The following is a 21455-nucleotide window of genomic DNA, read 5'->3' on the forward strand; positions in this document are numbered from 1 at the left end:
TCGCTTCCCTCGCATCCGATCTCTTACCCCCCATCGTGGAACTACTGATTTGGATACTTCTACTCCTTTGATTAGGAGACAATGCAAAATTGAGCCCCTCTGGAGGATCTTCCTTCAGGGGGGCTTTTGCATGCCCGCCCGCCATGGCGACCCTGGATCGCCAGGATCCCGAGTACCTCTACGTGGCCATGGGTCCGCGTGAGGCCGCCGCCGGCGCGCTGGCCGTGCTGGCCTACGTGTCCTGGCTCCGGGGCCAGGGGACCCAGGCCGACGAGCGCCTGGCGCTCGCCAAGGCGTGCGTCCCGTGCCACGCACACGGGCGCGCCGTGTCCGCCATGATCCGCGCCACCTCGGTAGCCGTGGTCGCCGGCGACCTCGACCTGTCCTGGAAGCCCGTCAAGGGCTGACCGAACCGGCCCGGGGGCCGCTCACCGGCGGCCCCCTGTCGCGGACTCGACCGCGCAGCCGGCAGCTCCAGGTGAAGCTGCCGGCTGCGGATCTCCGCGACACGTCCCCGCCCTGCCCGCGCTCGCGGGTTCGACGCCACACCATCGTGAGTGTATGGTTTGACACAGCGGGAGGCATTCGGCCACCTGCACCCCTACCGGAGGAGGCAGCTCATGGAGCAGCAGACCACCACCCCCACCTACGCCGACGGCTACAAGGCCGGGTACCAGGACGCCAAGGCCTTCTACACCCGCCGCGACAACCACGCGCGCACCGTGGCCCGCCACTGGCGCGCCGTCGCCGACCACCCCAAGGGCGCCCGCTCCATCGAGGTGCTGACCATGCTCTTCCCCGAGCTGGTCCGCACCCTGGACGCCATGGCCGCTCACGAGCTGGATCACCCACAGCCCTGAGCCGCCACCTCCCCCGACGGGCGCGGACCACACGGCCGCGCCCGTCGGCGTCCCCGGCCCGCTCTCTCGGATCGGGGGGCTGAGATCCTGGCGCACGCCGGCGGGGCGACGTCGCCCGCCCTCGGCGGCACGCGGCCCCCGGGCCCTCAGCCGAAGACGCCGCCGAAGGCCATGGCGGTGGCAGTCTCCACCACCCCCGTGACGGCGGACCCCAGGGCCGCGCTCCCTACGTTGGCGGCGAGACGACGCAGGCGACCGGCTCCCTCAGCCACAGGGCCGACGGCGGGCTGGTCTTCCTGGAGCGCCTGCTGGAGTTCGTCGATGGCCTCGGTCAACTCCTCCTCCCCCTCCTTCTCCGCCATCACACGCAGGTCTGCAAGCGCGCGAGAGAGGTCTTCGACCGCGCCCTGAGCATGGGCGCCCTCGCCGATAGCCACAGGGCCAGACGGCGCGTGGAGATAGGTGATGTACTGCACGCCCACGCGATCGCTCAGCGCGGCATCGACCGCGGCGCGGCTGGGCAGCTCACCGAGGGGGGTGTCGGCGGTGAGGTCGGCGACGAGCTCGACCAGGCTGGTGCGGATGCGGTCCACGATGCCGCGGAGGGTCGGACCGGGCACCGCGTACATCAGGCTGGTGATCTGCTGATGCGGCGGCAGGATGGCGTTGAACACCATCTGCGCTGCACTGAGCGGGCCGGTCCCGTAGTGGAACGCCTCCCGAGTCGCCATCTCCTCGATCTCCACCAGAGGCCCCTTGAGGGTCAGCAGTTCGGGGACCACCTCCCGGACGTCGTCGGGGAAGTCGTACCACGAGACGGGTTGCCTGCTCACGACGGTGTTGCCGCTGATGGAGGACATGAGCATGCCGGCATGGATGCTCCGGTAGGCAGGCGCGTCGACATCGTCCGGGTAGCCGTTGAGCTCGAACCTCGCCCACTCCCGCAGGCTCTGCGAGCCGGTCTGCGCGCCGAGCATCAGGCACTTGCGCAACAGGCCGGGCAACGGTTCCGCCTCGTCGATGACGCGCTCGCGGAGGTCAGTGAGCAGTGAGCTGGTCATGGTGTCCTTCGCCGGATCCGGTGGGATGCTGATCGTATCCATCCCCCGGCTGAACAGGCCTCGCTCTCCCCCGCCCCGCGCGGCTCCGCGCCCGCCCCGCAGCCGTGCCGGGGACATGCCCCGGACCTCCAGCTTCCGCAGCCGAGGCAGCCCGGCCGGCCGGGCTGAAGCAGCCGGCCGCCCATCTCCACGACACGTCCCCGGCCGACCCGCGCTCGCGGACGCGTTCGCTCCGGGCCGGCCGGGCCGGGACGCCCGCACGCCGGCGTCGCCGTCGAGTGGACGGGTCCGCCCACGCTGCGACCATGGGTGGCCCTGGCGGTGCTGCCCCCGTGTGCGCGTCCCCCCGGCTCCGCAGGTGTCTTGCTGGCCCGGGGCTGGAGCGTTGGCGCATGAGACGACGGCGGCCCCCCTCCAGTGAGGGGGGCCGCCGTGGCGGGGAGGTCAGCAGAGGTTTGCCTGGCAGTCGGGGCAGATCTGGGAGATGATCCGCTCCCGCTCCACCTTGGTGCGGTGGGGCAGGACCTCGTGGACGGGCTGGCCGGCGTCCAGGGCGTCCGCCTCGTCCTGGGTGATGGAGACGTAGTCGGCCTTGCCGCAGAGGGGGCAGAGGCAGTCGATGTCGGCGCTGTCCGGGCCGTAGACGTTGTAGATGCGGTGGGCGATGCGTCCCATGGGGCGCTCCTTCGACGAGGGGTGCAGGCCCCCTGATGGGGCCCGCTACGTGTCTAACCATACACGCTCCCCGCCTATCGCACAAGCGTCTTTCGCGGTCGGTTCAGCAGCAGCTCATGCTGCATCTCCGCGACACGTCCCCGTCCGATCCGCGGGCCCAAGCTGCGGCCGCGAGCTCATCCGCACGCGATCGCCGCGGCCGGTCATGCCGGCTCGGCCGCGGCCTCCTTGGCTGCGGAGCTGCCCGCGATGAGCTGCGCGATGAGCTCGGCGCTACCAGGGGAGCTGGCGGCCGGCGCCTGCGGCTGCTCCAGCAGCTGCTCGACCCAGTCCGGCGTCTGGTCATGACGCTGGGCGAGCACGTAGGGCCCGCGGAGCAGGGCGGGCAGGTTGTAGGCCCACACGACGGGATCCTGGGCGTAGGTGGCGCGCCGGCGCTCGCCGCGACCGCGGTCGTCGACGGTGGGGGTGGGCAGCTCGAGGTCGAGGTGCCCCTCGGGGTCATGGATCTGGACGTCCTCCCCGTCAACGTGCACGTATCCGACGTGCCGCTGGAGGCCGGAGGGGCCGTCCAGGTGGTGGATGGTGATGGTGAACATCAGATCTCCTTATGTTGATCTTGTATCAGTTTATCAGCGCTCGTAGAGATTCGACAGGCTCAGGATCCGGCCCTTGCTCTGCATCAGGCGTGCCCGCCGGCGCACCTCGTGGAAGCGGCCTTCCTCGATCGTGCCGCGCAGGCCCAGGCCGTCTTCGGAGTCCAGGAAGCGGGCCAGGATGGCCTTCTCCTCCCGAGTGGTCGCGCGGGCCTGCGGGTGCTGGGAGCGCGCGGCGACGAACATCGAGGCGTTCACGCCGCCGACGCCGTCGGTGAAGGCGAATCCGTTGTCGATCGCCGAGAGGCCGCGGCGATCCATCAGGACGTTGCTGCCGTGGCGGTCGACCTGCCCGATCAAGCAGTCGAAGAAGGCCAGATCACTGGCCTGATCGGAGTGGTGCGCCGCCATTTGCATCACGTTCGCCTCTGTCCGCATCGGCCCCCCGGGGACTCCATAGGAGATGGAGCCCCACTGGCCCTCGTACTTGACCAGGGCCACCGGAGGCACCAAAGCCGCGTACTTCGGGCCCAGCGCCTGGGCGAACTGCGAGGCCGCGGCCTCATGGGTGGGCTGGAGCCGGCCGTCGTGGCCATAGGCCTCGGCGGTGTCCATATCCAGCTCGTCGTAGGGCTTGAAGTAGCCGCACGCGCCGTCGTCCCACACCAGACGCTTGATGTCGTTGACACCCTTGCCCGCGACCGGCGCACCCTCACGCGCCGAGTCCATCCGCATCAGCTGCCGCTCTTCGGCGGTGCGCCCCTGCCGCTCCACCAGCAACGCCACGCGCGCGGCCTCTTCCTCGCCGCACTGGTACTCCCACTCCGACCACTCAGGTCCGCGAGCGCCCGTCGAGGCTGAGCCGGGAGCCGGGGTCGGGGTGCGGTGGTCGCGGCCAGCGCCTGCGCCTGCGCCGCCGCCCGCACCGGCGACCGCGACGCCGCCGCCGACTCCGCCGCCACCGGCCACTCCGGCGCCGCCAGCGCCCCCACCGCCGCCGACGCCTCCTGCTCCGCCGGCGGCTGCGGCGGCCGACGCTCCCCCGCGGGCCGGGGCGCGGCGGGCTGGGGCCTTGGGGTCGTTGCGCAGCTCGGTCTTGGCCGCCTCCCATCCCTTCTTGGCCGGGCCCGCGGCGCGGGCGAAGACGCTTTCCGGGGCACCGGCCTGACCGGCCCACTCCTTGATCTCGTTGACGGGCTTGCGCTGCCTCTTCAGCTCGGCCAGCTCGTCAGCCTTGCCCTCGGCCTTGGCCCACCGGGCGATCTGCTGTCCGATCGCCCGGTTCTCCCGTCGACGCTTCAGCGCGGCATCCCGTGCCGTTGCATTCGGGGGGCATCGACGTCCGTGGGGACACCCCGCCTCGCCCTGAGCCCTGCACATGCCAACCTCCTGGTCCGATCCATCCGCCCTGCACGGGCGCCTTCACTGACCACAAGGCCGGGCTCTCCGCGACATGTCCCTAGCTGCTGACGAGTCCGTCAGGTCAGTCGTCCAGGCCGCGGGCCCGGCGTCTGGCGGACCGATAGGCGGCGATCATGACGATGGCCACGAGCACGGCGCCGGCCCCCAGGACCAGGGGGAGGCTGACGCCGACGCCGGTGTCTGCGAGCTCGAAGGCGGCCTGGTCTGCGGGGACGAGCAGGCCGATCTCCAGCAGGCTCTGGCGCACGGAGTTCATGGCGCTGGCGGCCCAGGCGGTGAAGGCGCCGGTGCCCAGGAAGAACATGCCGGCCAGGGTGATCCAGATGATGTCGGTGCCGTCGCTAGTGCCGTTGGTGTTCGCGCTCATCTCAGTTCTCCTCGTGTTCGATGTGGCGGGTGGGCAGCATCTCGGTGGCGGCCACGGAGATGCCGCCGGCCTCCCCGGTGTCGCGCTCGATGTACTCCAGGTAGATCCCGGCCTCGTCCTCCTGGGGGTCCTCGGCGAGCACCGCCCAGGTCTCGGCGTCGGGGTCGATCTGGATCAGGTCGCCGGCCTGCAACTCCTCGGCCGGGGACTCGACGGGCTCGCCGTAGCCCTCGAAGAGGTCCTGTTCGTCGTCGGGCACGTAGGGCACGTGCTTGCGCTCGGCGATCACGGGGCGGCTGGGGTCGGCCAGCACAGCCGGAGAGGGTCGCCCGGTCGGGCGTTCCTCGACCGCGGCAGTGGCGGGAGCAGTGTTCAGGGACTGCAAGGCCGCGAGCGCGCCGGCCGGGACGGCCGCGCTGGCGGCGGGCGCGGTGGCCGGCTGCACCTGGGGCTGGTCGGGGGCCTCGTAGACGCGGGCGTCCATGTAGTCGGCGTAGCTGGTGGGGTTCTCGTTGCCGTCCAGGTCCACCGTGACCGGCTCGAGGATCTCCACCAGCATCTTCTTGTGCACGACTTCGCGGGGGCGCACCGCGGCGACGCGCTGGGGGTCGTAGTCGTCGGATCCCGGGTCGGGGTTGGGGGCGTAGATGGTCTGGATCATGACGGGCACACCGGCGGAGTTCAGGGCCATGCCGCGGCCCTTGATGTGCCGGGGGATGGTGGTGCCGACCACATAGGAGTCCCACATCATCTTGGCGCCGTCGGGGCTGAGGCGGGACATGGCCACGCGCATTCCGAGGTTGTCGCGGAACTCACCGGAGATGAAGCGGGTGTCCGCGCGCTGGAGGCCTATGAGCATGTGGATCTTCGCCGAGCGGCCCAGGCGGCCGATGTCGCCCAGGCGCTTGAGCACCGCGGACTTGGAGGATCCGCCCTTGGGCTTGACCTCGGCCCACCAGTCGTCGGCGGCCTCGAGCAGCGTGGTGGCCTCGTCGACGATCAGGGCCACGGGCTCGAAGTCGGCGGAGGTCGCCTTGCCGGCCTCGATCAGCGCATAGCGCTCGTTCATCAGGTCGTGGGCGTCCTCGATCAGCTTCACCTGGTGCTCGATGCGCGAGGCCAGCCGTTCCACGTTCGGCCAGTCCCGCAGGCCGATGAACTCGATCCGCTTGCCGTCGATCACCCAGACCTTCCAGCCGGCCTGGGTCAGGCGCTGGACGACGTTCTGCTCCACGACGGTCTTGCCCGAGCCGGTGGTGCCGACCACCACCATGTGGGGCTGCTTGCGGGGGTGCCAGGAGAGCTGCTCGCCGTCCTCGTCCACACCCAGGGGGATCTGGAAATCTCGGTAGTCGGCGTGGGTGCGCACCAGCGGGGAGTGCTCCGGCGGGGGCAGGACCAGGGAGGGCATCGGCTCGCGGGCGGAGAACACGACGGTGTCCTCGACCAGGTTCCACTCCGGGACCCAGTCTCCGGGCACGCGGGTGGCCAGGACCCGCTCCACGCGCAGCCGCTTGGAGGCCATGGCCATGTTGCTGCCCTGCTCGTGGGCGACCTCGATGCGGGTCGCGTCGCCGTCGTCGTTGAGCTCGACCTTCACGCGGGCGGACTCGCCCAGCAGGTCCCGCACCACCCGGGATGCGCGGTCCACGGTCGGGTCGGTCTTCTCCACCTGCTCGGCCCCCACGGCACCGAGCACCACGCGTCGCTTGCGCGGCAGGTGGGCCTCCACCTTGTACTTGGCCCCGAGGCTGACCGAGGCGACCTCGGCCAGGGACTTCAGCCACTCCGGGTCCGGCACCACCCTCGCGTGGTAGGTCAGCTGCACCTGCTGGGGAAGGCCGATGAACCCCCCACGCCAGCGGGAGAGCTTCACCGCGGCCCGGGACGGCCGCGGGCGGATCATCATCACCGGGCAGATCTGCTCGGTGAAGTGGTCGGCGATCTCCGCCCGCTGCCGCGCCCGCTCGGCCACCACCAGGGATGCCGTCGAGACGCCGGCACCACCGCCGGCCACCGCGTAGGCCAGGGCCGGGTCGGTGGCGGCGAACATGCCGGCGGCCAGCGCGCCGGCGGCGACCAGTCCCGATCCGATCCCGAAGAACTTCGCCGGCTGCGGCTGAGGGGCCAGCGCCCTGAGCCCCTCGTCGACCTCCTGATGCGCGCCGGCCTGCGCCGTGCCCACACCCCTCTGCGGCTCCATGTCCACGCTCATCTGCGTCCTCACCCTCTGGCCCCGAGGACGGGGCCGACGACTCTCGTTCACTTCCCATAAGGCCCGCCCGCGCCGCCGATGTCCCTCCCCCCGCCTCGCCGACGCACCCCACCCTCTGCGCCTCCCGGTACCCCCTGCTGTAAAAACTCAATCATGCGGAAGGCAGATCACCCCGGTACCCCCTTCCATGGACTTGACACGTCGGGTAGCCTCCTCAGCGAGACGGAGTCGAGAGGAGGAGGCTAACCCGAGCGAATCAGCCCATTCCAGAGGGCAATATCTCGCTTTTCTTTCTTCCCCGTCCTTCAGGATTTCCCGATGGGTGGAGGCGCTCGACTCCCGCTCTTCCCGCGGGCTTCCCGCTCGCGTTATGGCACCTGAACGGCACTCCTGCGGTGCCGTCTCCGGCGCACTTCTGTCGAGATGCAGCGAAGATTTCACAAACGCGCAAATATGTTTCATACGACCACGAGCCACTTAGGTATTGACAGTTGAACCCTGTCCGGGTGCAGCTCGTGGTTCTCCAGTCAGCCCGTGTGCGACGCTGACACCATGAACCAGCCCTCCATGGCCACCCTGTCTTCGGGAAAAATCACCCTGCGCGACGCCCGCCGCGGGACCACACGGGATGTGGAACTGGAGCCCTTCGAGATGGCCGTGCACCCCCTCCATGACCGGAGCACCGGACGCCCGCTCACGCCTCTGACATGGTTCGAGACCATCAACCTCTGCAACGAGCTATCCAATGCCGAAGAGCTGCAGCCGGCCTACACGCGTGCTGGGGACGGACGCTCCGTTACCTGGAACACGAGCGCTGACGGGTACCGATTGCCCACCGAGGCCGAGTGGGAGTACGCCTGCCGCGCCGGAACGACCTCGCCCACCTACGGGCCGCTTGAAGACATCGCCTGGACCAGCCTCGACCACCTTGAGGGCCCCCAGCCCGTCGGCATGAAGAAAGCCAACCCGCACGGTCTGCACGACATGCTCGGCAACATCTGGGAATGGTGCTGGGACTACGCCGATCCCGCCCGCTACGGCGACTACCGCAGTCTGCGCGGGGGTGGCTGGGCGGATGAACCCTGGAGCGTGCGCGCCTCAGTGCGCCGGGGCAGCGCCCCGGACGCCGTCCTGGAGGACGTGGGACTCCGCCTGGCCCGGGGTCTGGTCGGCAGCCCGGGACAAGCTCAGGGCTGGTCCCATGAGGCAGACAGGCAACGAGCCGCCATCTGCGGGCCGCTTCCCGTGGGGTGGACACCCTTGCGGGAGATCTTCGCCTGAGAAGGGAACCGCCCAGCCTCATTCGGCGGAACGGAGCCGATCCGTCGGCAACGACAACATCACCGTCGCGGTGAGATCCGGCGCCTTGGCCACCGCCCTGTCATCGAGCCGCGGCGCCACTGTGACGGCCTCTCGTGAGAACTCCTGGATGCCCACGGGCACCCATGCGTCACCCTCGGTGCGAAGCAGCCACTGTTCGCCCAACGCCTGCAAACCGACGGTGTCAAGCAGTTCTTCGGCCTCGGTCGACTCCATGGGTTCACCGCATCGCCGACGCAGGAGGTCGTAGGGGATGAAGAGGCCTTCGTCGGTCATCTCGATGTACCCGACGTGCTCGCGGTCATCAGCGCGGAGGTGATCTAAAACAGTGGTCACGGTGACAGCCTAGAGTTGTCGACTCGATACCCCAGCCTGCTCCCCGCCCCAGCACGGCAGGGGCGTCCGGCCAGGCTCCCTCACACACCGGATCCCGCCCCCTCTCCGAACGGTTCACGGCGAGTCGCGTGCAGTCTTTGCTGCATCTCGACAACCCCGAGGGTGACGACGTCCTCCACGGGATCGGCCCGGCCACTGACTGTCCCCGTGCTGCTGCGCCCGCGCGCCTTCACCAGGGTCACCGTCAGAGACCCCTGCCTGGGGTCTCCGGCACCGCGCTTCCCGAGCGTTGACCCCACTCACTGACGGGTCTGGGCGCGAGTCGGTTTCGTACCAGTCTTCGCTGCCTTCGTCGATGCGGCAAGGCAGTCCACGGTTCTGATGAGCCGAGGGGTCACTACTCTCCGACGCGCAGCGCCAGAACCCAGCGGATCGCCCCGCAGCATCGGTGCACCACAAGGCACACCTCGGACGCTCCAACCATTGTTTGCAGCACTTGCGCAATGCAGCTCACACGATCGCCTCCCTCCTTGCGGAATACCTGACATGGGTATACGTTTGACTAGTACACGTACCCGGTAGGGGTACTCCCGACGTACAACCCGACATACAAGGAGGACACCTGATGGCTTCGAACGATTACCAGGTGACGGGCATGACCTGCGGCCACTGCGAGATGTCGATCCGCGAGGAGGTCAGCGAGATCCCCGGCGTCCAGGACATCCAAGTCAGCGCGCAGACCGGCAAGCTCAACGTCACCGCCGAGGGCGAGATCGACGACGCCAAGGTCCTCGCGGCGGTCGAGGAGGCCGGCTACTCGGCGGTGCGCGTCTGATGAAGGCCGGAGGACGGCTCGCGCTCTACGGGGCCGGGTTGGTGGTGGCGTTCGGCGGGGCCTTCGGCCTCGCCGGCGCCGTCATTCCCGATAGCTTCGCAGCAGCATGGGCAGAAGGAAGCGGCGTGAACGCACACGGTGAAGGGCACGGCGACGCTGCGCAGGAAACCGCGGAGCCCGCTCTGAACGGGGTCTCCGCAAGCGCGGACGGCTTCGTGCTCTCTCCGGTCCAGGCCCCCACGGCCGCAGGCGAGGATGGAGACCTGAGCTTCCAGATCCTCGACGAGTCCGGCGAACCGGTGACCGAATACACCACCGCGCACGAGAAGGACCTGCACCTGATCGCCGTGCGCACCGACGGCGCCGGCTTCCAGCACGTGCACCCCGAACTCGACACGAGCACAGGCACCTGGTCGGTGCCGTGGACCTGGGACGAGGCGGGCACCTACCGCGTGTACGCCGACTTCACACCCGCGGGCGAGGAAGCCGAAGGCATCACTCTCACCCGCGCAATCGAGGTCGCGGGCGACTTCACCCCTGTCGAGACCGAGGCGCAGCCCACCGACGAGGTCGACGGATACACCGTCTCCCTCAACGGCGACCTCACTGCGGGCACCTCAAGCGAGCTCACCATCTCGGTCGAGCGTGACGGTCAGCCGGTGACCACGCTGGAGCCTTACCTGGGCGCGTTCGGCCACTTAGTGGCGCTGCGCGAGGGTGACCTCGCCTACCTGCACGTCCACGCCGAGGGCGACCAGCCCCAGGCCGGGGACACGGCCGGACCCGACATCGGATTCGCAGCGGAGGCCCCGACCGCCGACCGTTACCTGCTCTACCTGGACTTCCAGGTCGACGGGCAGGTGCACACCGCCGAGTTCGTGATCGACGCCGAGCATGGTGACGGCACGAAGACAGACGATTCGCATTCCGACGGCCACTGACCCGCAGGGCCCGGCGTCGCACGAGAGCTGAGAAAGAAGGAAGAGGATGAGCACATCAGCGCCCCCAACGGGTGGGCCGGACATCGAGTTGGAGATCGGCGGGATGACCTGCGCCTCCTGCGCGAACCGGATCGAGAAGAAGCTGAACAAGCTCGATGGCGTCGCGGCCACCGTCAACTACGCCACTGAGAAGGCTAAGGTCACCGTGCCTGCCGGCTACGATCCGTCACTGCTGGTCGCCGAGGTCGAGAAGACCGGGTACACGGCCGCACTGCCCAAGCCCAAGGACACTACGGCGAACACGTCGGAGACCGAGGCCGGGGAGGAGGAAGACAGTGAGCTCACCTCGCTGCGGCATCGGCTGATCGGCGCGATCGTGCTCACTGTTCCCGTAATCGCGATGGCGATGATCCCCGCGCTGCAGTTCACGTATTGGCAGTGGGCCTCACTCGCCCTGGCCGCACCGGTGATCATCTGGGGAGCTTGGCCGTTCCACAAGGCGGCGTGGACAAACCTCAAGCACGGTGCGGCGACGATGGACACGCTCATCTCGATGGGCACCTCCGTCGCACTGCTCTGGTCGCTCTACGCGCTCTTCCTCGGCACTGCCGGCACTCCCGGCATGACGCACCCCTTCGAGTTCACGATCGCTCCGTCGGATGGCGCGGCGAACATCTACCTCGAAGTCGGCGCGGGCGTGACGATGTTCATCCTCGCCGGCCGCTACTTCGAGAAGCGATCCAAGCGCCAGGCCGGGGCCGCGCTGCGCGCCCTCCTGGAGCTGGGCGCGAAGGAAGTCGCCGTACTCCGCGACGGCGTAGAGGTGAAGATCCCCACCTCTGAGCTGGCGGTCGGCGACGAGTTCATCGTCCGTCCAGGCGAGAAGATCGCCACCGACGGTCTCGTGACCTCCGGCTCCTCCGCGGTGGACGCCTCGATGCTCACCGGCGAGTCCGTGCCGGTCGAGGTCCGCGAGGGCGACTCGGTCACCGGTGCCACCGTCAACGCCGGCGGCCGCCTGGTCGTGCGGGCGACTCGTGTGGGTTCGGACACACAGCTCGCACAGATGGCGAAGCTCGTCGAGGACGCGCAGACCGGCAAGGCCGAGGTGCAGCGTCTGGCCGATCGCATCTCCGGCATCTTCGTGCCGATCGTCATCGTCGTCGCGTTCATCACCCTCGGCGCCTGGCTGGGAGGCGGGTTCCCCGTCGCCGCCGCGTTCACCGCAGCGGTCGCCGTGCTCGTCATCGCCTGCCCCTGCGCGCTGGGTCTGGCAACCCCGACCGCGCTGCTCGTCGGCACCGGGCGCGGTGCGCAGATGGGCGTCCTCATCAAGGGTCCGGAGGTGCTGGAGTCCACTCGCAAGGTCGACACCGTCGTGCTCGATAAGACCGGCACCGTCACCAGCGGCAAGATGACTCTGACCGACGTGATCACTGAGCCCGGTGTGGATCGTGCGGAGCTGCTGCGTTTCGCCGGTGCACTGGAAGACTCTTCCGAGCATCCGATTGCGCAGGCGATCGCCAAGGGCGCGACCCAGGAAGTCGGCCAGCTGCCTACTCCAGAGGACTTCGCCAATGTCGAGGGCAAGGGCGTGCAGGGCATCGTCGAGGGGACCCCGGTCGTCGTCGGCCGCGAGTCTCTGCTGGCGGACTGGTCGCAGAAGCTCTCTCCGGAGGTCGCACAGGCGAAGGCCCAGGCCGAGGGCGAGGGCAAGACGGTCGTCGCGATCGGCTGGGACGGTGCTGCGCGTGGCATCCTGGTCGTCGCCGACACCGTCAAGCCCACGAGCGCCGAGGCGATCCGCGGGCTCAAGGAGATCGGCCTGACCCCGGTGCTGCTCACCGGTGACAACGAGGCCGTGGCCCGCCAGATCGCGTCCGAGGTCGGCATCGACGAGGTCATCGCCGAAGTGCTACCCAAGGACAAGGTCGACGTCGTCACCCGCCTCCAGGAAGAGGGCAAGATCGTCGCGATGGTCGGCGACGGCGTCAACGACGCCCCCGCGCTCGCGCAGGCCGACCTGGGCCTCGCGATGGGCACCGGCACGGACGTCGCGATCGAGGCCTCCGACATCACGCTCGTGCGCGGTGACCTGCGGGCCGCCGTCGACGCGATCCGCCTGTCCAGGAAGACCCTGTCGACGATCAAGACCAACCTGTTCTGGGCATTCGCCTACAACACCGCCGCGATCCCGGTCGCTGCGCTCGGCATGCTCAACCCCATGCTCGCAGGTGCGGCGATGGCGTTCTCCAGCGTCTTCGTCGTCGGCAACAGCCTCCGCCTGCGCGGGTTCACGAGCGTCGCCTCGAAGTGACGTACGAGAACCCACCCATCCACACGAATCCAATAACGAAGGAACACCAGAGAATGAGCAGCTGCTGCAGCACGAACGAGACCAACCCGGCCGTGGAGAACGGTGGACGCGAGAACCTTCTTGGCGGGGGCGCCGATGACATGACCACCTGCCCGGTCATGGTCGGCACCCCGGTCAGCAAGAAGACCGCCGAGGCCGCCGGCCTCTACCGCGACTTCGAGGATGAGCGCTACTACTTCTGCTGCGCTGGCTGTGGGCCCGCGTTCGATTCGGACCCAGCCAAGTACGCCGCCAACATGGCGTAATCCACCAGCGTGCGGGGTGCCGCGGCACCGCTGCGGCACCCCGCCACCTGATCGGAGCGAACCGACATGACCACTACGACTCCCACCACCGAAACCCACCTCGACACCTGCCCCGCAGGAGGCGACGGCGACGCGTCCGTCCACGGATACATCAGCGATAAGACGAAGTACCGCAATCGCCTGCGCCGCCTGGAAGGCCAAATCCGCGGCATCGATCGGATGGTCGACGAGGACCGCTACTGCATCGACATCCTCACCCAGATCTCCGCAGTCACCAGGGCACTCGAAAACGTCGCCCTCGGCCTGCTCGACGATCACCTCAAGCATTGCGTCCTCGACGCCGCACTCGCCGGCGGACCAGTCAGCGAGCAGAGGCTCGGCGAGGCGTCCGAGGCCATCGCCCGCCTCGTGCGCTCCTGACGCCGGCGCATCAGTTCGATCACGACCAGCAGTTCAGGAGTTCTTCTATGACCCCACAGCACGTCCTCATCCTCGGATCGGGAGCAGCCGGGGCCGCAGCCGCCCGCACTCTCGCCTCACGCGACGATGTCCGGGTGACGCTGGTGACCCGCACCGGGGAGACGCCCTATACGCGGATGCTCATCAAGGGAATCGCGTTCGGTCCGACACCGCCGGAGATGATCAAGCTCCCGCTGCCTCAGATCGAGGTCATCGCCGACACCGTGCTCAAAGTCGATACCTCGGCGAAGCAGGCCCAGTTGACCTCCGGCGCACAAGTCTCCTACGACGCGCTCATCGTCGCGACCGGGAGCATGCCCCGCTCCCTGCCCGCTGACGTGTTCGGCGGCGACGACGCCGGACAAGGGCGGGTCACCGCTCTTCACTCCGTGGAGGATGCCCTGGGCATCCGAAAGCTGCTGACCGGACTGGGGCGACCCGCGCGGGTAGCGATCTACGGCGGTGGAATCATCGCAGCCGAGACAGCCTCGTCTCTGCAAGCCGACGGACACATGGTCACGCTGGTCTCCCGCAGTTCAGTTCCCGGCGTCGGAGCGTTTGGGGCGCCCGTGGCTGAGCGCCTCGCCGCCGACCATGCCGCCAAGGTGCAGGCCCGATTCGGTCGCACTCTCCAGCATGTCGACGAAACAGAATCCGGTGTCACCATCACCCTCAACGACGGAAATCCCGTCGTGGCTGACTTCCTTCTCCTCGCGCTCGGCACGACGCCCGCAGCCCCGTCACCGTGGACGAACGGTATCGACGTCGACGATCACCTCCGCGCCGCGGCAGAACACGTCTACGCAGCCGGAGGCGTGGCCACGCACCACGACGAAGCACTGGACGCCTGGCGCATCGACCATTGGGAAGACGCCGCCGCACAGGGTGCGCATGCCGCGCAGGCCGCATTGCACGACCTCGGCATTAGCGACGATCCGGGCGCCTACCTGCCACGCAGCCCTTACATGGCAATGGTCTACGGTCAGATGATCTCCGGAGTCGGGTACACAGCCGGCGCAGACGCCCACCTGGAAGCCGGTGAGGAGTTCATCGTCCGCCACGAGACCGACGGCATCGTCGTCGGCGTCACTGGCATCGACGCAGTCGGCACCGTCTACCAGTGGGGGCAGCAGCTCCACGGCGTGCGGGCATAGGCAATGGCGGGAGACTGTATTAGGCAGATCCCACGGCGGGGCTTCGTGCTCTCGCTGGCAGCGACCATTCTCATGATGGCCGCTGCCAGCGCGCCGTCCTTGTTCTACCCCCAGATCGCCGAACGGCTCGGACTCATCCCCGTCGCCACCACACTCGTGTTCGCGGTCTACACCTTCACCCTCCTGGCCGCGCTGCTCTACCTCGGACCACTCTCCGACCACGTCGGCCGACGTCCGGTCGTGGCCGCCGGTTCTTTGGCGCTGGCGCTGAGCGTGGCCATGTTCTGGTTCGCCGGTAGCCTCGCGGCGCTCCTGGTCGCCCGAGCCTTGCAAGGGCTCGCAGCGGGTCTGCTGATCCCGGCGCTGTCGGCGATGATGATCGACTTCGAGTCCCCGTCACATCGGAACATCGCAGCCCTGTGGAACACGATCGGCCCGATGATTGGCCTTGGGGCCGGGGCTCTCGGTGCTGCACTTCTCCTCGATCTCACCTCCGAACCGACAACTGCCGTCTTCGGGTCGCTCGTGCTTGCCTTCCTCATCGTGGCAACGGTCGTGTGGAGCACACCGGAACTGGCCCCGAAGACCCAGATACGACGTGGCGACCTCCGTCCGCGGTTCACCGTGCCACCGCACCTACGCCGCATGTTCACCGCCGGAGTGCCCGTGATCATCGCCGGGTGGGCGACCAACGGACTCTTCCTTGCGCTCGGAGCCGACCTCGTCGGCAGTGAGCTTGGGGGCTCCACGCACACCCAAGCTGGGATCGTCATCTTCGCACTGGCGATCTCCGGAGTCACCGCCTCCTCCGTCCTACAGCGGCGTTCCGCCCGCACCATCAGCCTGTATGCGACCAGTGCCCTGGCGTTCGGCACCGCAGTGAGCATCGGCGCCCTCGCACTCGGTTCCTACCCAGCCTATGTCGCCTCGGTCGCGATCGTCGGTTCCGGGTTCGGCACAGCGTTCCTCGGGGTACTGCGCACACTCATGCCCCACACGGCATCGTCGGAACGCGCCGCCGTGATGGCTGTGATCTACACAGTTGCCTACCTGGCATTCGGCGTGCCCACCATCGTCGCCGGATTGCTCGTGCCGGTGCTCACCCTGTCGGGGACGATGACGATCCTCGGTGCGATCATCATCGCCCTCAGCCTCGTCGCCACCGTCCTGCGCCTGCGCATCCCGCACCCGGCCGCAGGCCCGGCAGAGACTGACGACTTCCCCGAGCCTCCCACCGGCTCTCACCGCCGATCCGCACCCGACCGAGAGGAGCAGCCATGACCTACGTGATCGCGCTTCCCTGCGTGGACGTCAAGGACCGCGCCTGCATCGACGAATGTCCTGTCGACTGCATCTACGAGGGCGAACGCTCGCTCTACATCCACCCCGACGAATGCGTCGACTGCGGAGCCTGCGAACCGGTCTGCCCCGTCGAGGCCATCTACTACGAAGACGACCTGCCCGACGAATGGTCTGACTACTACAAGGCCAACGTCGAGTTCTTCGACGAGTTGGGTTCTCCCGGAGGAGCCGCGAAGACCGGACCGACGGGCTTCGACCATCCCCTCATCGCCGCATTGCCCATCCAACACGAGCAGACCCTCTGAGAAGGGGCTTCCGATTGATCCATACCGACACAACACACAATCCTTGACTAGTACCCCCTAGGGGTATATGGTAGGCATATTGATGAAAGGAAATGACATGCAGAGGAGACTGCGAACAGGACTGGCAGCGGGAGCCCTCGGAGTGGCGCTCGTGCTCGCCGGTTGCGCCAGCGGAGCAGACGACAACCAGCAGACCGACCCCTCGGCTACTGAGGAGCATCAGGGCCACGGCGGCAACAACGCAGAAAGCGGTGATGAAGAGATGGAGCACCCGATGGACGGCGGACCGGCACCCGAGGGTATCGCCGAAGCCAGTGAGCCCACCTACCCTGTCGGTACCGAGGTGCAGCTCACGGCCGACCACATGGAAGGCATGGAAGGGGCTACAGCAACGATTTCCGGCGCATTCGACACGTACACGTACTCCGTGAACTACACGCCCGCAGGTGGCGGCGACCCCGTCGCTGATCACAAGTGGGTCGTGCAGGAAGAAATTGAGGATGCCGGCGACGCGCGCCTGGCCGACGGCACAGAGGTGACTCTGCTCGCCGAGCACATGGAAGGCATGGAAGGCGTAAAGGCCACCATCGCTTCGTCCACCGATGAGACGGTCTACATGGTCGACTACGAGACGGACGGCATGAAGATGACGAACCACAAGTGGGTCGTCGAGAGCGAGATCCAACCAGCGTCCTGAGCCGACGTTCGCTTGCCCGGCCACCGGGTGAGCGGCAATCGGCCTGGCTCGATGACGGAGGAGAGGAATCATGACGGACCCGAACTCACACCAGCACCACGGTCACGAAACCGATACACCCGCCCACGGCGAGCATCACCACGGGTCTGTGTCCGCGCACGCCTCGGCGGATGCGCACGGCACGCGCGAGGGTCAGCACACCGGGCATCAGGGCCACGCCATGGACCACGGGCAGCACTCAGGCCACACGGGCCTCGACGAGCACGGCGGCCACGATGAGCATGCCCAGCACGGTGGGCACGGAGATCACAGCGGCCATGGCGGGCACGGGGACCACGTTGGCCAGTTCCGCCGGCTGTTTTGGATCAACCTCGTCATCGCCATCCCCGCGGTCGCCCTCTCACCGATGTTCGCCATGCTGCTGGGCTACGAGGTCCCCGGCTGGGCGGGCTGGGTCGCCGCGGCACTGGGCACCGTCATGTACGTCTGGGGCGGCAGGCCCTTCCTCACCGGTGCCGTCAGCGAGTTGAAGTCCCGCAAGCCCGGGATGATGCTACTCATCGCTCTGGCGATCACGGTGGCCTTCTTCGCCTCCTGGGCCGCCACGCTCGGGCTCGTCCATCACGAGCTCGAATTCTGGTGGGAACTGGCGCTGCTGATCGTCATCATGCTGCTGGGCCATTGGATCGAGATGCGCTCCCTGGCCCAGACCACCTCGGCGCTCGACTCGTTGGCGGCACTGCTGCCAGACGAGGCCGAGCGCGTCGAGGGCGAGAACGTCGTCAAGGTGGCCCCAGCCGACCTCGACGTGGGCGACGTGGTCATCGTGCGCCCCGGCGGCAGCGTCCCGGCCGACGGAACCATCGTCGACGGCCGCGCCGACATGGACGAGTCCATGATCACCGGCGAGTCCCGCCCGGTCTCTCGCGGCGAGGGCCAGACCGTCACCGCCGGCACCGTCGCCACCGACTCCGGCCTGCGGGTGGAGATCACCGCCACCGGTGACGACACCGCCCTGGCCGGCATCAACCGGCTCGTCGCCGAGGCGCAGAACTCATCCTCCCGCGCCCAGCGGATCGCCGACAAGGCCGCGGCCTGGCTGTTCTGGTTCGCTCTTGGCGCGGCGCTGGTCACTGCGGTCGTCTGGACGCTCATCGGCATGCCCGACGAGGCCGTCGTGCGCACCATCACCGTGCTCGTCATCGCCTGCCCCCACGCCCTCGGCCTGGCGATCCCGCTGGTCGTCTCCATCGCCACCGAGCGAGCCGCCCGCGGAGGCGTCCTAGTGAAGGACCGCCTGGCGCTGGAGTCCATGCGGCAGGTCGACGCGGTCCTGTTCGACAAGACCGGCACGCTGACCAAGGGCGAGCCCACCGTCACCGGCGTCGAGCCGACCGGCGAACTCGACGCCGACCAGGTCCTCGCCCTCGCTGCCTCGGCCGAGGCCGACAGCGAGCACCCGCTCGCCAAGGCCATCGTCACCGCCGCCAAGGACAAGGGCCTTGCCCTCCAGCAGGCCAGCGGCTTCTCATCCTCGCCCGCCGTCGGCGTCACCGCGACCGTCTCCGGCCAGGAGGTCCGCGTCGGCGGGCCCCGGCTGCTCGAGGAGACCGGTCAGCACGAGGTCGGCACGGCCGAGGCATGGCGCTCCGAGGGCGCGATCATTCTGCACGTTCTCCGCGGCGGCCAGGTGGTCGGCGGGCTGAGGCTCGCCGACGAGGTCCGGCCAGAATCCCGCGACGCCGTCGACGCCCTCCACGCCCTCGGCGTCGAGGTCGTCATGATCACCGGCGATGCCGAGGCGGTCGCGAACGAGGTCGGCAAGGAGCTCGGCATCGACCGCGTCTTCGCCGGCGTGCGCCCGGAGGACAAGTCCGCGAAGGTCTCCCAGCTGCAGGAAGAGGGCAAGAGGGTCGCGATGGTCGGCGACGGCGTCAACGACGCCCCGGCTCTGGCGCAGGCCGATGTCGGCATCGCGATCGGCGCGGGCACCGATGTCGCCATCGCCTCGGCCGGGGTGATCCTGGCCAGTTCCGACCCACGCAGCGTGCTCTCGATCATCCAGCTGTCGCGACGCGCATACGGCAAGATGAAGCAGAACCTGTGGTGGGCCGCCGGCTACAACCTTCTTTCGGTGCCGTTGGCGGCCGGTATCCTCGCACCGGTGGGACTCGTCCTGCCAATGTCGATCGGCGCGATCCTGATGTCAGCCTCCACCGTGGTTGTCGCGCTCAACGCCCAGCTGCTGCGGCGCATCGACCTCACACCCGAAGCCAGCACGCGTTCCGTCCTGGAGCGCCAGAAGTAAGGACATGCCCATGTCTGTCGATACCGATTCCCACCAGCACGGCTACATCAGCGACAAGGAGCGCTATCTCGGCCGCATGAAGCGCATCGAAGGACAGGCGCGTGGGATCGCGAAGATGATCGATGAGGAGAAGTACTGCATCGACATCCTCACCCAGGTCTCCGCCCTGACCCGTGCCCTCCAGGGGGTCGCGACTGGTCTGCTCGACGACCATCTCAAGCACTGCGTGCTTGATGCCGCCAAGCTCAGCGACGAGGCGGCCGTCGAGAAGATCCAGGAAGCCACCGACGCCATCAACCGGCTCGTTCGCTCCTGAACCCGGACCCTGACCACCGCGTTCCAGGACACGGCGGGCACAAACCCTCAGGATGCCAGCGCGCTTGATCCTCGCCGACGCGCCGCCCGCCCGCGACGCGCTCACCTTCGCTCAGCGGGCCGCGCAGGCCGGTGCCCATGGCGTGCGCTTGCAGGCCGCAGCCGCGCTAACGCCCCGTGGCCCGCTCGACCGCACTCCTACGATCCTCGTCCTTCGCACGCTCCGCTCCGACCCCGAGCTGCAGTGCGACGTCACCGTCGACACCCTGACCGCGACCGCCGACCCCCTGACCCTGGCGCTGCCGGAGACCGCGCTGGCACCCGCCTGGACCAGCGTCGAACCCCCGCAACACGGGTGGAGACTTATTGCCGATGTGACCAGCCTGACGCTGATGCGCAGCGCCCGTGCCGGCATCGAGGCCGTCGCCCAAGCACTTCCCGACAAACCCGGCGACGATGTCGTCCGCAAGATCCGGGGCACGGTCTGGGGCACCCCGGACACGGCACTCGCATCGCTGCCACAAGGCGTTGCGTTCGCCGCCTACGTCTTCGGGTTCCTCAGCCGAGGAAACGGGGCCACGATCTCAACCGCCGGCCGTTGGACGCGGTTGACCCTCCCGACTGGACACGTGCTCCTGCGCGGACCCGTCGCCTCTGGCCTCACCCCGATCCGCCGCACCCGGCCACGCGTTTCCGAGTCCGTCACATCGATTGAATAACCCTTGATACCCTATAGGGGTATGGGGTAGTATTGATGACTATGAAGAAGGTTGAGCACGTGCACGCCACGTATGACACACCGCATCTGAATGCGGCGGTCGGAGTCTTCGCGTTGCTGGCGAATCCGGTGAGTGTGAAGATGATCCTCGCCATTCGCGACATCGAGGTCTCTGCCAATCATCTGGCGGACATCGTCGACCTTCCCGTCGACCAGACCTCCCACGAGCTTCACCGCCTGGAGTCGGCCGGGATCGTGAGTCGGCAGCGACGCGAGTCCGGCGACTTCTACCTATTGAACGGTGTGCATGCCGGGGCGCTGGCTGAGGCTGCGATCTTCCATGCCGAACATCAGCAGCAGGAACGCACTCGTGCGGGTTCTCCCACCTCGAACTCGCGACCGAACTGACAGAGGAGGCATCATGCCCCGTTTTTCCCGATTGACCCCTGAGACCGCAGTGGGGGCCTCACGAGACTTGCTCGGCGATCTCGTCGAGCGGCACGGCCAGGTCGGAGACATGGTCTCGACGATGGCGCACTCCCCGGCGGTGCTCGGCGGCTATCTGCAGCTGAGCAAAGCCATGCGTCGCGCCAAGCTCGACCGTAAGGTCAGCGAGCTCGTTTCGATCGCCGTGCAGTCGAAGCAGGGATGCGGAATGTGCCTGGCCTCGCACATCAGCGCGGCACGATCGCTCGGGGTCAGCGATGACGAGATCGCACTCGCCCAGCAGGGTACGGCGATGACCGGCCCGGTCGCGGCGATGATCGCGCTCGGCCTCCAGATCTACCGTGAGCCTACGTCGATCACCGACGAGCAGATTGACGAGCTTCGGGGATACGGGTACAGCGACCGTGAGATCTCTGATGTCGTCGGGGTCGTGTCGCTGAACATTCTCACCGGCGCCTTCAACCTGGTTGCTGGCCTCACGCCGGGCGACTGACTTCGCC

Annotated in this window: 24 protein-coding genes; 17 read left to right on the plus strand and 7 right to left on the minus strand. The window is 68.2% G+C overall.

Going from position 1 to position 21455, the window contains the following annotated elements; all coding sequences use genetic code 11:
* Nucleotides 1-143 precede the first annotated feature (143 nt).
* Nucleotides 144-407 carry a hypothetical protein gene (locus tag AC3RKA_RS11600; RefSeq protein WP_087114329.1) on the plus strand — a complete coding sequence of 88 codons (264 nt, stop codon included), beginning with the start codon at nt 144-146 and terminating at the stop codon, nt 405-407.
* Nucleotides 408-620: 213 nt separating this feature from the next.
* Nucleotides 621-860 (plus strand): hypothetical protein, encoded by a 240-nt coding sequence (locus tag AC3RKA_RS11605; protein ID WP_061873209.1) that lies wholly within the window; start codon nt 621-623, stop codon nt 858-860.
* A 146-nt stretch (nt 861-1006) separates the two neighbouring features.
* On the opposite strand, the gene AC3RKA_RS11610 is transcribed toward AC3RKA_RS11605, so the two are convergent.
* The 6 genes from AC3RKA_RS11610 to AC3RKA_RS11635 all read right to left on the minus strand — a co-directional run bounded on the left by AC3RKA_RS11610 (nt 1007) and on the right by AC3RKA_RS11635 (nt 7196).
* Complete coding sequence (locus tag AC3RKA_RS11610) at nt 1007-1921, minus strand: AbiTii domain-containing protein (RefSeq protein WP_087114330.1); 915 nt, start codon at nt 1919-1921, stop codon at nt 1007-1009.
* A gap of 444 nt (nt 1922-2365) precedes the next feature.
* The gene (locus AC3RKA_RS11615; RefSeq protein WP_031943917.1) at nt 2366-2596 is read right to left on the minus strand and encodes a hypothetical protein; all 231 of its coding nucleotides are present in this window, start codon (nt 2594-2596) and stop codon (nt 2366-2368) included.
* 203 nt (nt 2597-2799) lie between these two features.
* Nucleotides 2800-3195, minus strand: coding sequence for a hypothetical protein (locus tag AC3RKA_RS11620; protein WP_031943916.1), 396 nt, complete (start codon nt 3193-3195; stop codon nt 2800-2802).
* A 33-nt stretch (nt 3196-3228) separates the two neighbouring features.
* A complete protein-coding gene (locus tag AC3RKA_RS11625) occupies nt 3229-4572 on the minus strand; it encodes a hypothetical protein (RefSeq protein ID WP_087114331.1) in 1344 nt (447 codons plus the stop codon).
* Nucleotides 4573-4675: 103 nt separating this feature from the next.
* On the minus strand, nt 4676-4981 hold the full coding sequence (locus AC3RKA_RS11630; RefSeq protein WP_031943914.1) for a hypothetical protein: 306 nt from the start codon (nt 4979-4981) through the stop codon (nt 4676-4678).
* A gap of 1 nt (nt 4982) precedes the next feature.
* Nucleotides 4983-7196: a type IV secretory system conjugative DNA transfer family protein gene (locus AC3RKA_RS11635; protein WP_489727610.1), complete on the minus strand. Its 2214-nt coding sequence runs from the start codon at nt 7194-7196 to the stop codon at nt 4983-4985.
* 552 nt (nt 7197-7748) lie between these two features.
* Here AC3RKA_RS11635 and AC3RKA_RS11640 point away from each other — a divergent pair.
* Nucleotides 7749-8477 (plus strand): formylglycine-generating enzyme family protein, encoded by a 729-nt coding sequence (locus tag AC3RKA_RS11640; protein WP_489727611.1) that lies wholly within the window; start codon nt 7749-7751, stop codon nt 8475-8477.
* Nucleotides 8478-8495: 18 nt separating this feature from the next.
* Here AC3RKA_RS11640 and AC3RKA_RS11645 read toward each other — a convergent pair whose 3' ends face one another.
* Entirely contained in the window at nt 8496-8852 is a 357-nt protein-coding gene (locus AC3RKA_RS11645) for a hypothetical protein (RefSeq protein WP_061873204.1), read from the minus strand.
* 625 nt (nt 8853-9477) lie between these two features.
* On the opposite strand from AC3RKA_RS11645, the gene AC3RKA_RS11650 reads away from it, so the two are divergent.
* From AC3RKA_RS11650 to AC3RKA_RS11715, 14 genes are all read left to right on the plus strand, one after another.
* A complete protein-coding gene (locus tag AC3RKA_RS11650; RefSeq protein WP_006213359.1) occupies nt 9478-9687 on the plus strand; it encodes a heavy-metal-associated domain-containing protein in 210 nt (69 codons plus the stop codon).
* Nucleotides 9687-10628 carry a DUF8832 domain-containing protein gene (locus AC3RKA_RS11655; protein WP_061873203.1) on the plus strand — a complete coding sequence of 314 codons (942 nt, stop codon included), beginning with the start codon at nt 9687-9689 and terminating at the stop codon, nt 10626-10628. Before AC3RKA_RS11650 ends, AC3RKA_RS11655 begins: the two co-directional genes overlap by 1 nt.
* A 46-nt stretch (nt 10629-10674) precedes the next feature.
* Complete coding sequence (locus AC3RKA_RS11660) at nt 10675-12945, plus strand: heavy metal translocating P-type ATPase (protein ID WP_061873202.1); 2271 nt, start codon at nt 10675-10677, stop codon at nt 12943-12945.
* Nucleotides 12946-12998: 53 nt separating this feature from the next.
* A complete protein-coding gene (locus tag AC3RKA_RS11665; protein WP_006213356.1) occupies nt 12999-13250 on the plus strand; it encodes a YHS domain-containing protein in 252 nt (83 codons plus the stop codon).
* 66 nt (nt 13251-13316) lie between these two features.
* Nucleotides 13317-13670, plus strand: coding sequence for a metal-sensitive transcriptional regulator (locus tag AC3RKA_RS11670; protein WP_006214162.1), 354 nt, complete (start codon nt 13317-13319; stop codon nt 13668-13670).
* A gap of 47 nt (nt 13671-13717) precedes the next feature.
* Complete coding sequence (locus AC3RKA_RS11675; RefSeq protein WP_061867615.1) at nt 13718-14863, plus strand: FAD-dependent oxidoreductase; 1146 nt, start codon at nt 13718-13720, stop codon at nt 14861-14863.
* 45 nt (nt 14864-14908) lie between these two features.
* Nucleotides 14909-16144, plus strand: a complete 1236-nt coding sequence (locus AC3RKA_RS11680) for an MFS transporter (protein ID WP_061873201.1) — start codon at nt 14909-14911, stop codon at nt 16142-16144.
* A complete protein-coding gene (gene fdxA / locus AC3RKA_RS11685; RefSeq protein ID WP_061867617.1) occupies nt 16141-16470 on the plus strand; it encodes a ferredoxin in 330 nt (109 codons plus the stop codon). The genes AC3RKA_RS11680 and fdxA overlap by 4 nt, the downstream gene beginning before the upstream one ends.
* 97 nt (nt 16471-16567) lie before the next feature.
* Entirely contained in the window at nt 16568-17167 is a 600-nt protein-coding gene (locus tag AC3RKA_RS11690; protein WP_061873200.1) for a YdhK family protein, read from the plus strand.
* Between the two features lie 70 nt (nt 17168-17237).
* Entirely contained in the window at nt 17238-19475 is a 2238-nt protein-coding gene (locus tag AC3RKA_RS11695) for a heavy metal translocating P-type ATPase (RefSeq protein ID WP_189290202.1), read from the plus strand.
* Between the two features lie 10 nt (nt 19476-19485).
* Nucleotides 19486-19791 (plus strand): metal-sensitive transcriptional regulator, encoded by a 306-nt coding sequence (locus tag AC3RKA_RS11700; protein ID WP_006214168.1) that lies wholly within the window; start codon nt 19486-19488, stop codon nt 19789-19791.
* A 64-nt stretch (nt 19792-19855) separates the two neighbouring features.
* Complete coding sequence (locus tag AC3RKA_RS11705; protein ID WP_223246362.1) at nt 19856-20509, plus strand: DUF8185 domain-containing protein; 654 nt, start codon at nt 19856-19858, stop codon at nt 20507-20509.
* Nucleotides 20510-20550: 41 nt separating this feature from the next.
* Nucleotides 20551-20916 carry an ArsR/SmtB family transcription factor gene (locus AC3RKA_RS11710; protein ID WP_061873197.1) on the plus strand — a complete coding sequence of 122 codons (366 nt, stop codon included), beginning with the start codon at nt 20551-20553 and terminating at the stop codon, nt 20914-20916.
* Between the two features lie 13 nt (nt 20917-20929).
* Complete coding sequence (locus AC3RKA_RS11715; protein ID WP_061873196.1) at nt 20930-21448, plus strand: carboxymuconolactone decarboxylase family protein; 519 nt, start codon at nt 20930-20932, stop codon at nt 21446-21448.
* The last annotated feature ends 7 nt before the right edge of the window (nt 21449-21455 follow it).

This window comes from Micrococcus sp. iso_229, from assembly GCF_058072725.1.

Excerpts from the sequence above, each read along its gene's own strand:
- AC3RKA_RS11695 (WP_189290202.1), top strand. The coding sequence starts at position 17,238 with ATGACGGACCCGAACTCACACCAGCACCACGGTCACGAAACCGATACA.
- AC3RKA_RS11600 (WP_087114329.1), top strand. The coding sequence starts at position 144 with ATGGCGACCCTGGATCGCCAGGATCCCGAGTACCTCTACGTGGCCATG.
- AC3RKA_RS11715 (WP_061873196.1), top strand. The coding sequence starts at position 20,930 with ATGCCCCGTTTTTCCCGATTGACCCCTGAGACCGCAGTGGGGGCCTCA.
- AC3RKA_RS11615 (WP_031943917.1), bottom strand. The coding sequence starts at position 2,596 with ATGGGACGCATCGCCCACCGCATCTACAACGTCTACGGCCCGGACAGC.
- AC3RKA_RS11670 (WP_006214162.1), top strand. The coding sequence starts at position 13,317 with ATGACCACTACGACTCCCACCACCGAAACCCACCTCGACACCTGCCCC.
- AC3RKA_RS11620 (WP_031943916.1), bottom strand. The coding sequence starts at position 3,195 with ATGTTCACCATCACCATCCACCACCTGGACGGCCCCTCCGGCCTCCAG.
- AC3RKA_RS11660 (WP_061873202.1), top strand. The coding sequence starts at position 10,675 with ATGAGCACATCAGCGCCCCCAACGGGTGGGCCGGACATCGAGTTGGAG.
- AC3RKA_RS11655 (WP_061873203.1), top strand. The coding sequence starts at position 9,687 with ATGAAGGCCGGAGGACGGCTCGCGCTCTACGGGGCCGGGTTGGTGGTG.
- AC3RKA_RS11635 (WP_489727610.1), bottom strand. The coding sequence starts at position 7,196 with ATGAGCGTGGACATGGAGCCGCAGAGGGGTGTGGGCACGGCGCAGGCC.
- fdxA (WP_061867617.1), top strand. The coding sequence starts at position 16,141 with ATGACCTACGTGATCGCGCTTCCCTGCGTGGACGTCAAGGACCGCGCC.
- AC3RKA_RS11610 (WP_087114330.1), bottom strand. The coding sequence starts at position 1,921 with ATGACCAGCTCACTGCTCACTGACCTCCGCGAGCGCGTCATCGACGAG.
- AC3RKA_RS11630 (WP_031943914.1), bottom strand. The coding sequence starts at position 4,981 with ATGAGCGCGAACACCAACGGCACTAGCGACGGCACCGACATCATCTGG.
- AC3RKA_RS11605 (WP_061873209.1), top strand. The coding sequence starts at position 621 with ATGGAGCAGCAGACCACCACCCCCACCTACGCCGACGGCTACAAGGCC.
- AC3RKA_RS11665 (WP_006213356.1), top strand. The coding sequence starts at position 12,999 with ATGAGCAGCTGCTGCAGCACGAACGAGACCAACCCGGCCGTGGAGAAC.
- AC3RKA_RS11690 (WP_061873200.1), top strand. The coding sequence starts at position 16,568 with ATGCAGAGGAGACTGCGAACAGGACTGGCAGCGGGAGCCCTCGGAGTG.
- AC3RKA_RS11700 (WP_006214168.1), top strand. The coding sequence starts at position 19,486 with ATGTCTGTCGATACCGATTCCCACCAGCACGGCTACATCAGCGACAAG.
- AC3RKA_RS11640 (WP_489727611.1), top strand. The coding sequence starts at position 7,749 with ATGAACCAGCCCTCCATGGCCACCCTGTCTTCGGGAAAAATCACCCTG.
- AC3RKA_RS11675 (WP_061867615.1), top strand. The coding sequence starts at position 13,718 with ATGACCCCACAGCACGTCCTCATCCTCGGATCGGGAGCAGCCGGGGCC.
- AC3RKA_RS11710 (WP_061873197.1), top strand. The coding sequence starts at position 20,551 with ATGAAGAAGGTTGAGCACGTGCACGCCACGTATGACACACCGCATCTG.
- AC3RKA_RS11625 (WP_087114331.1), bottom strand. The coding sequence starts at position 4,572 with ATGTGCAGGGCTCAGGGCGAGGCGGGGTGTCCCCACGGACGTCGATGC.
- AC3RKA_RS11650 (WP_006213359.1), top strand. The coding sequence starts at position 9,478 with ATGGCTTCGAACGATTACCAGGTGACGGGCATGACCTGCGGCCACTGC.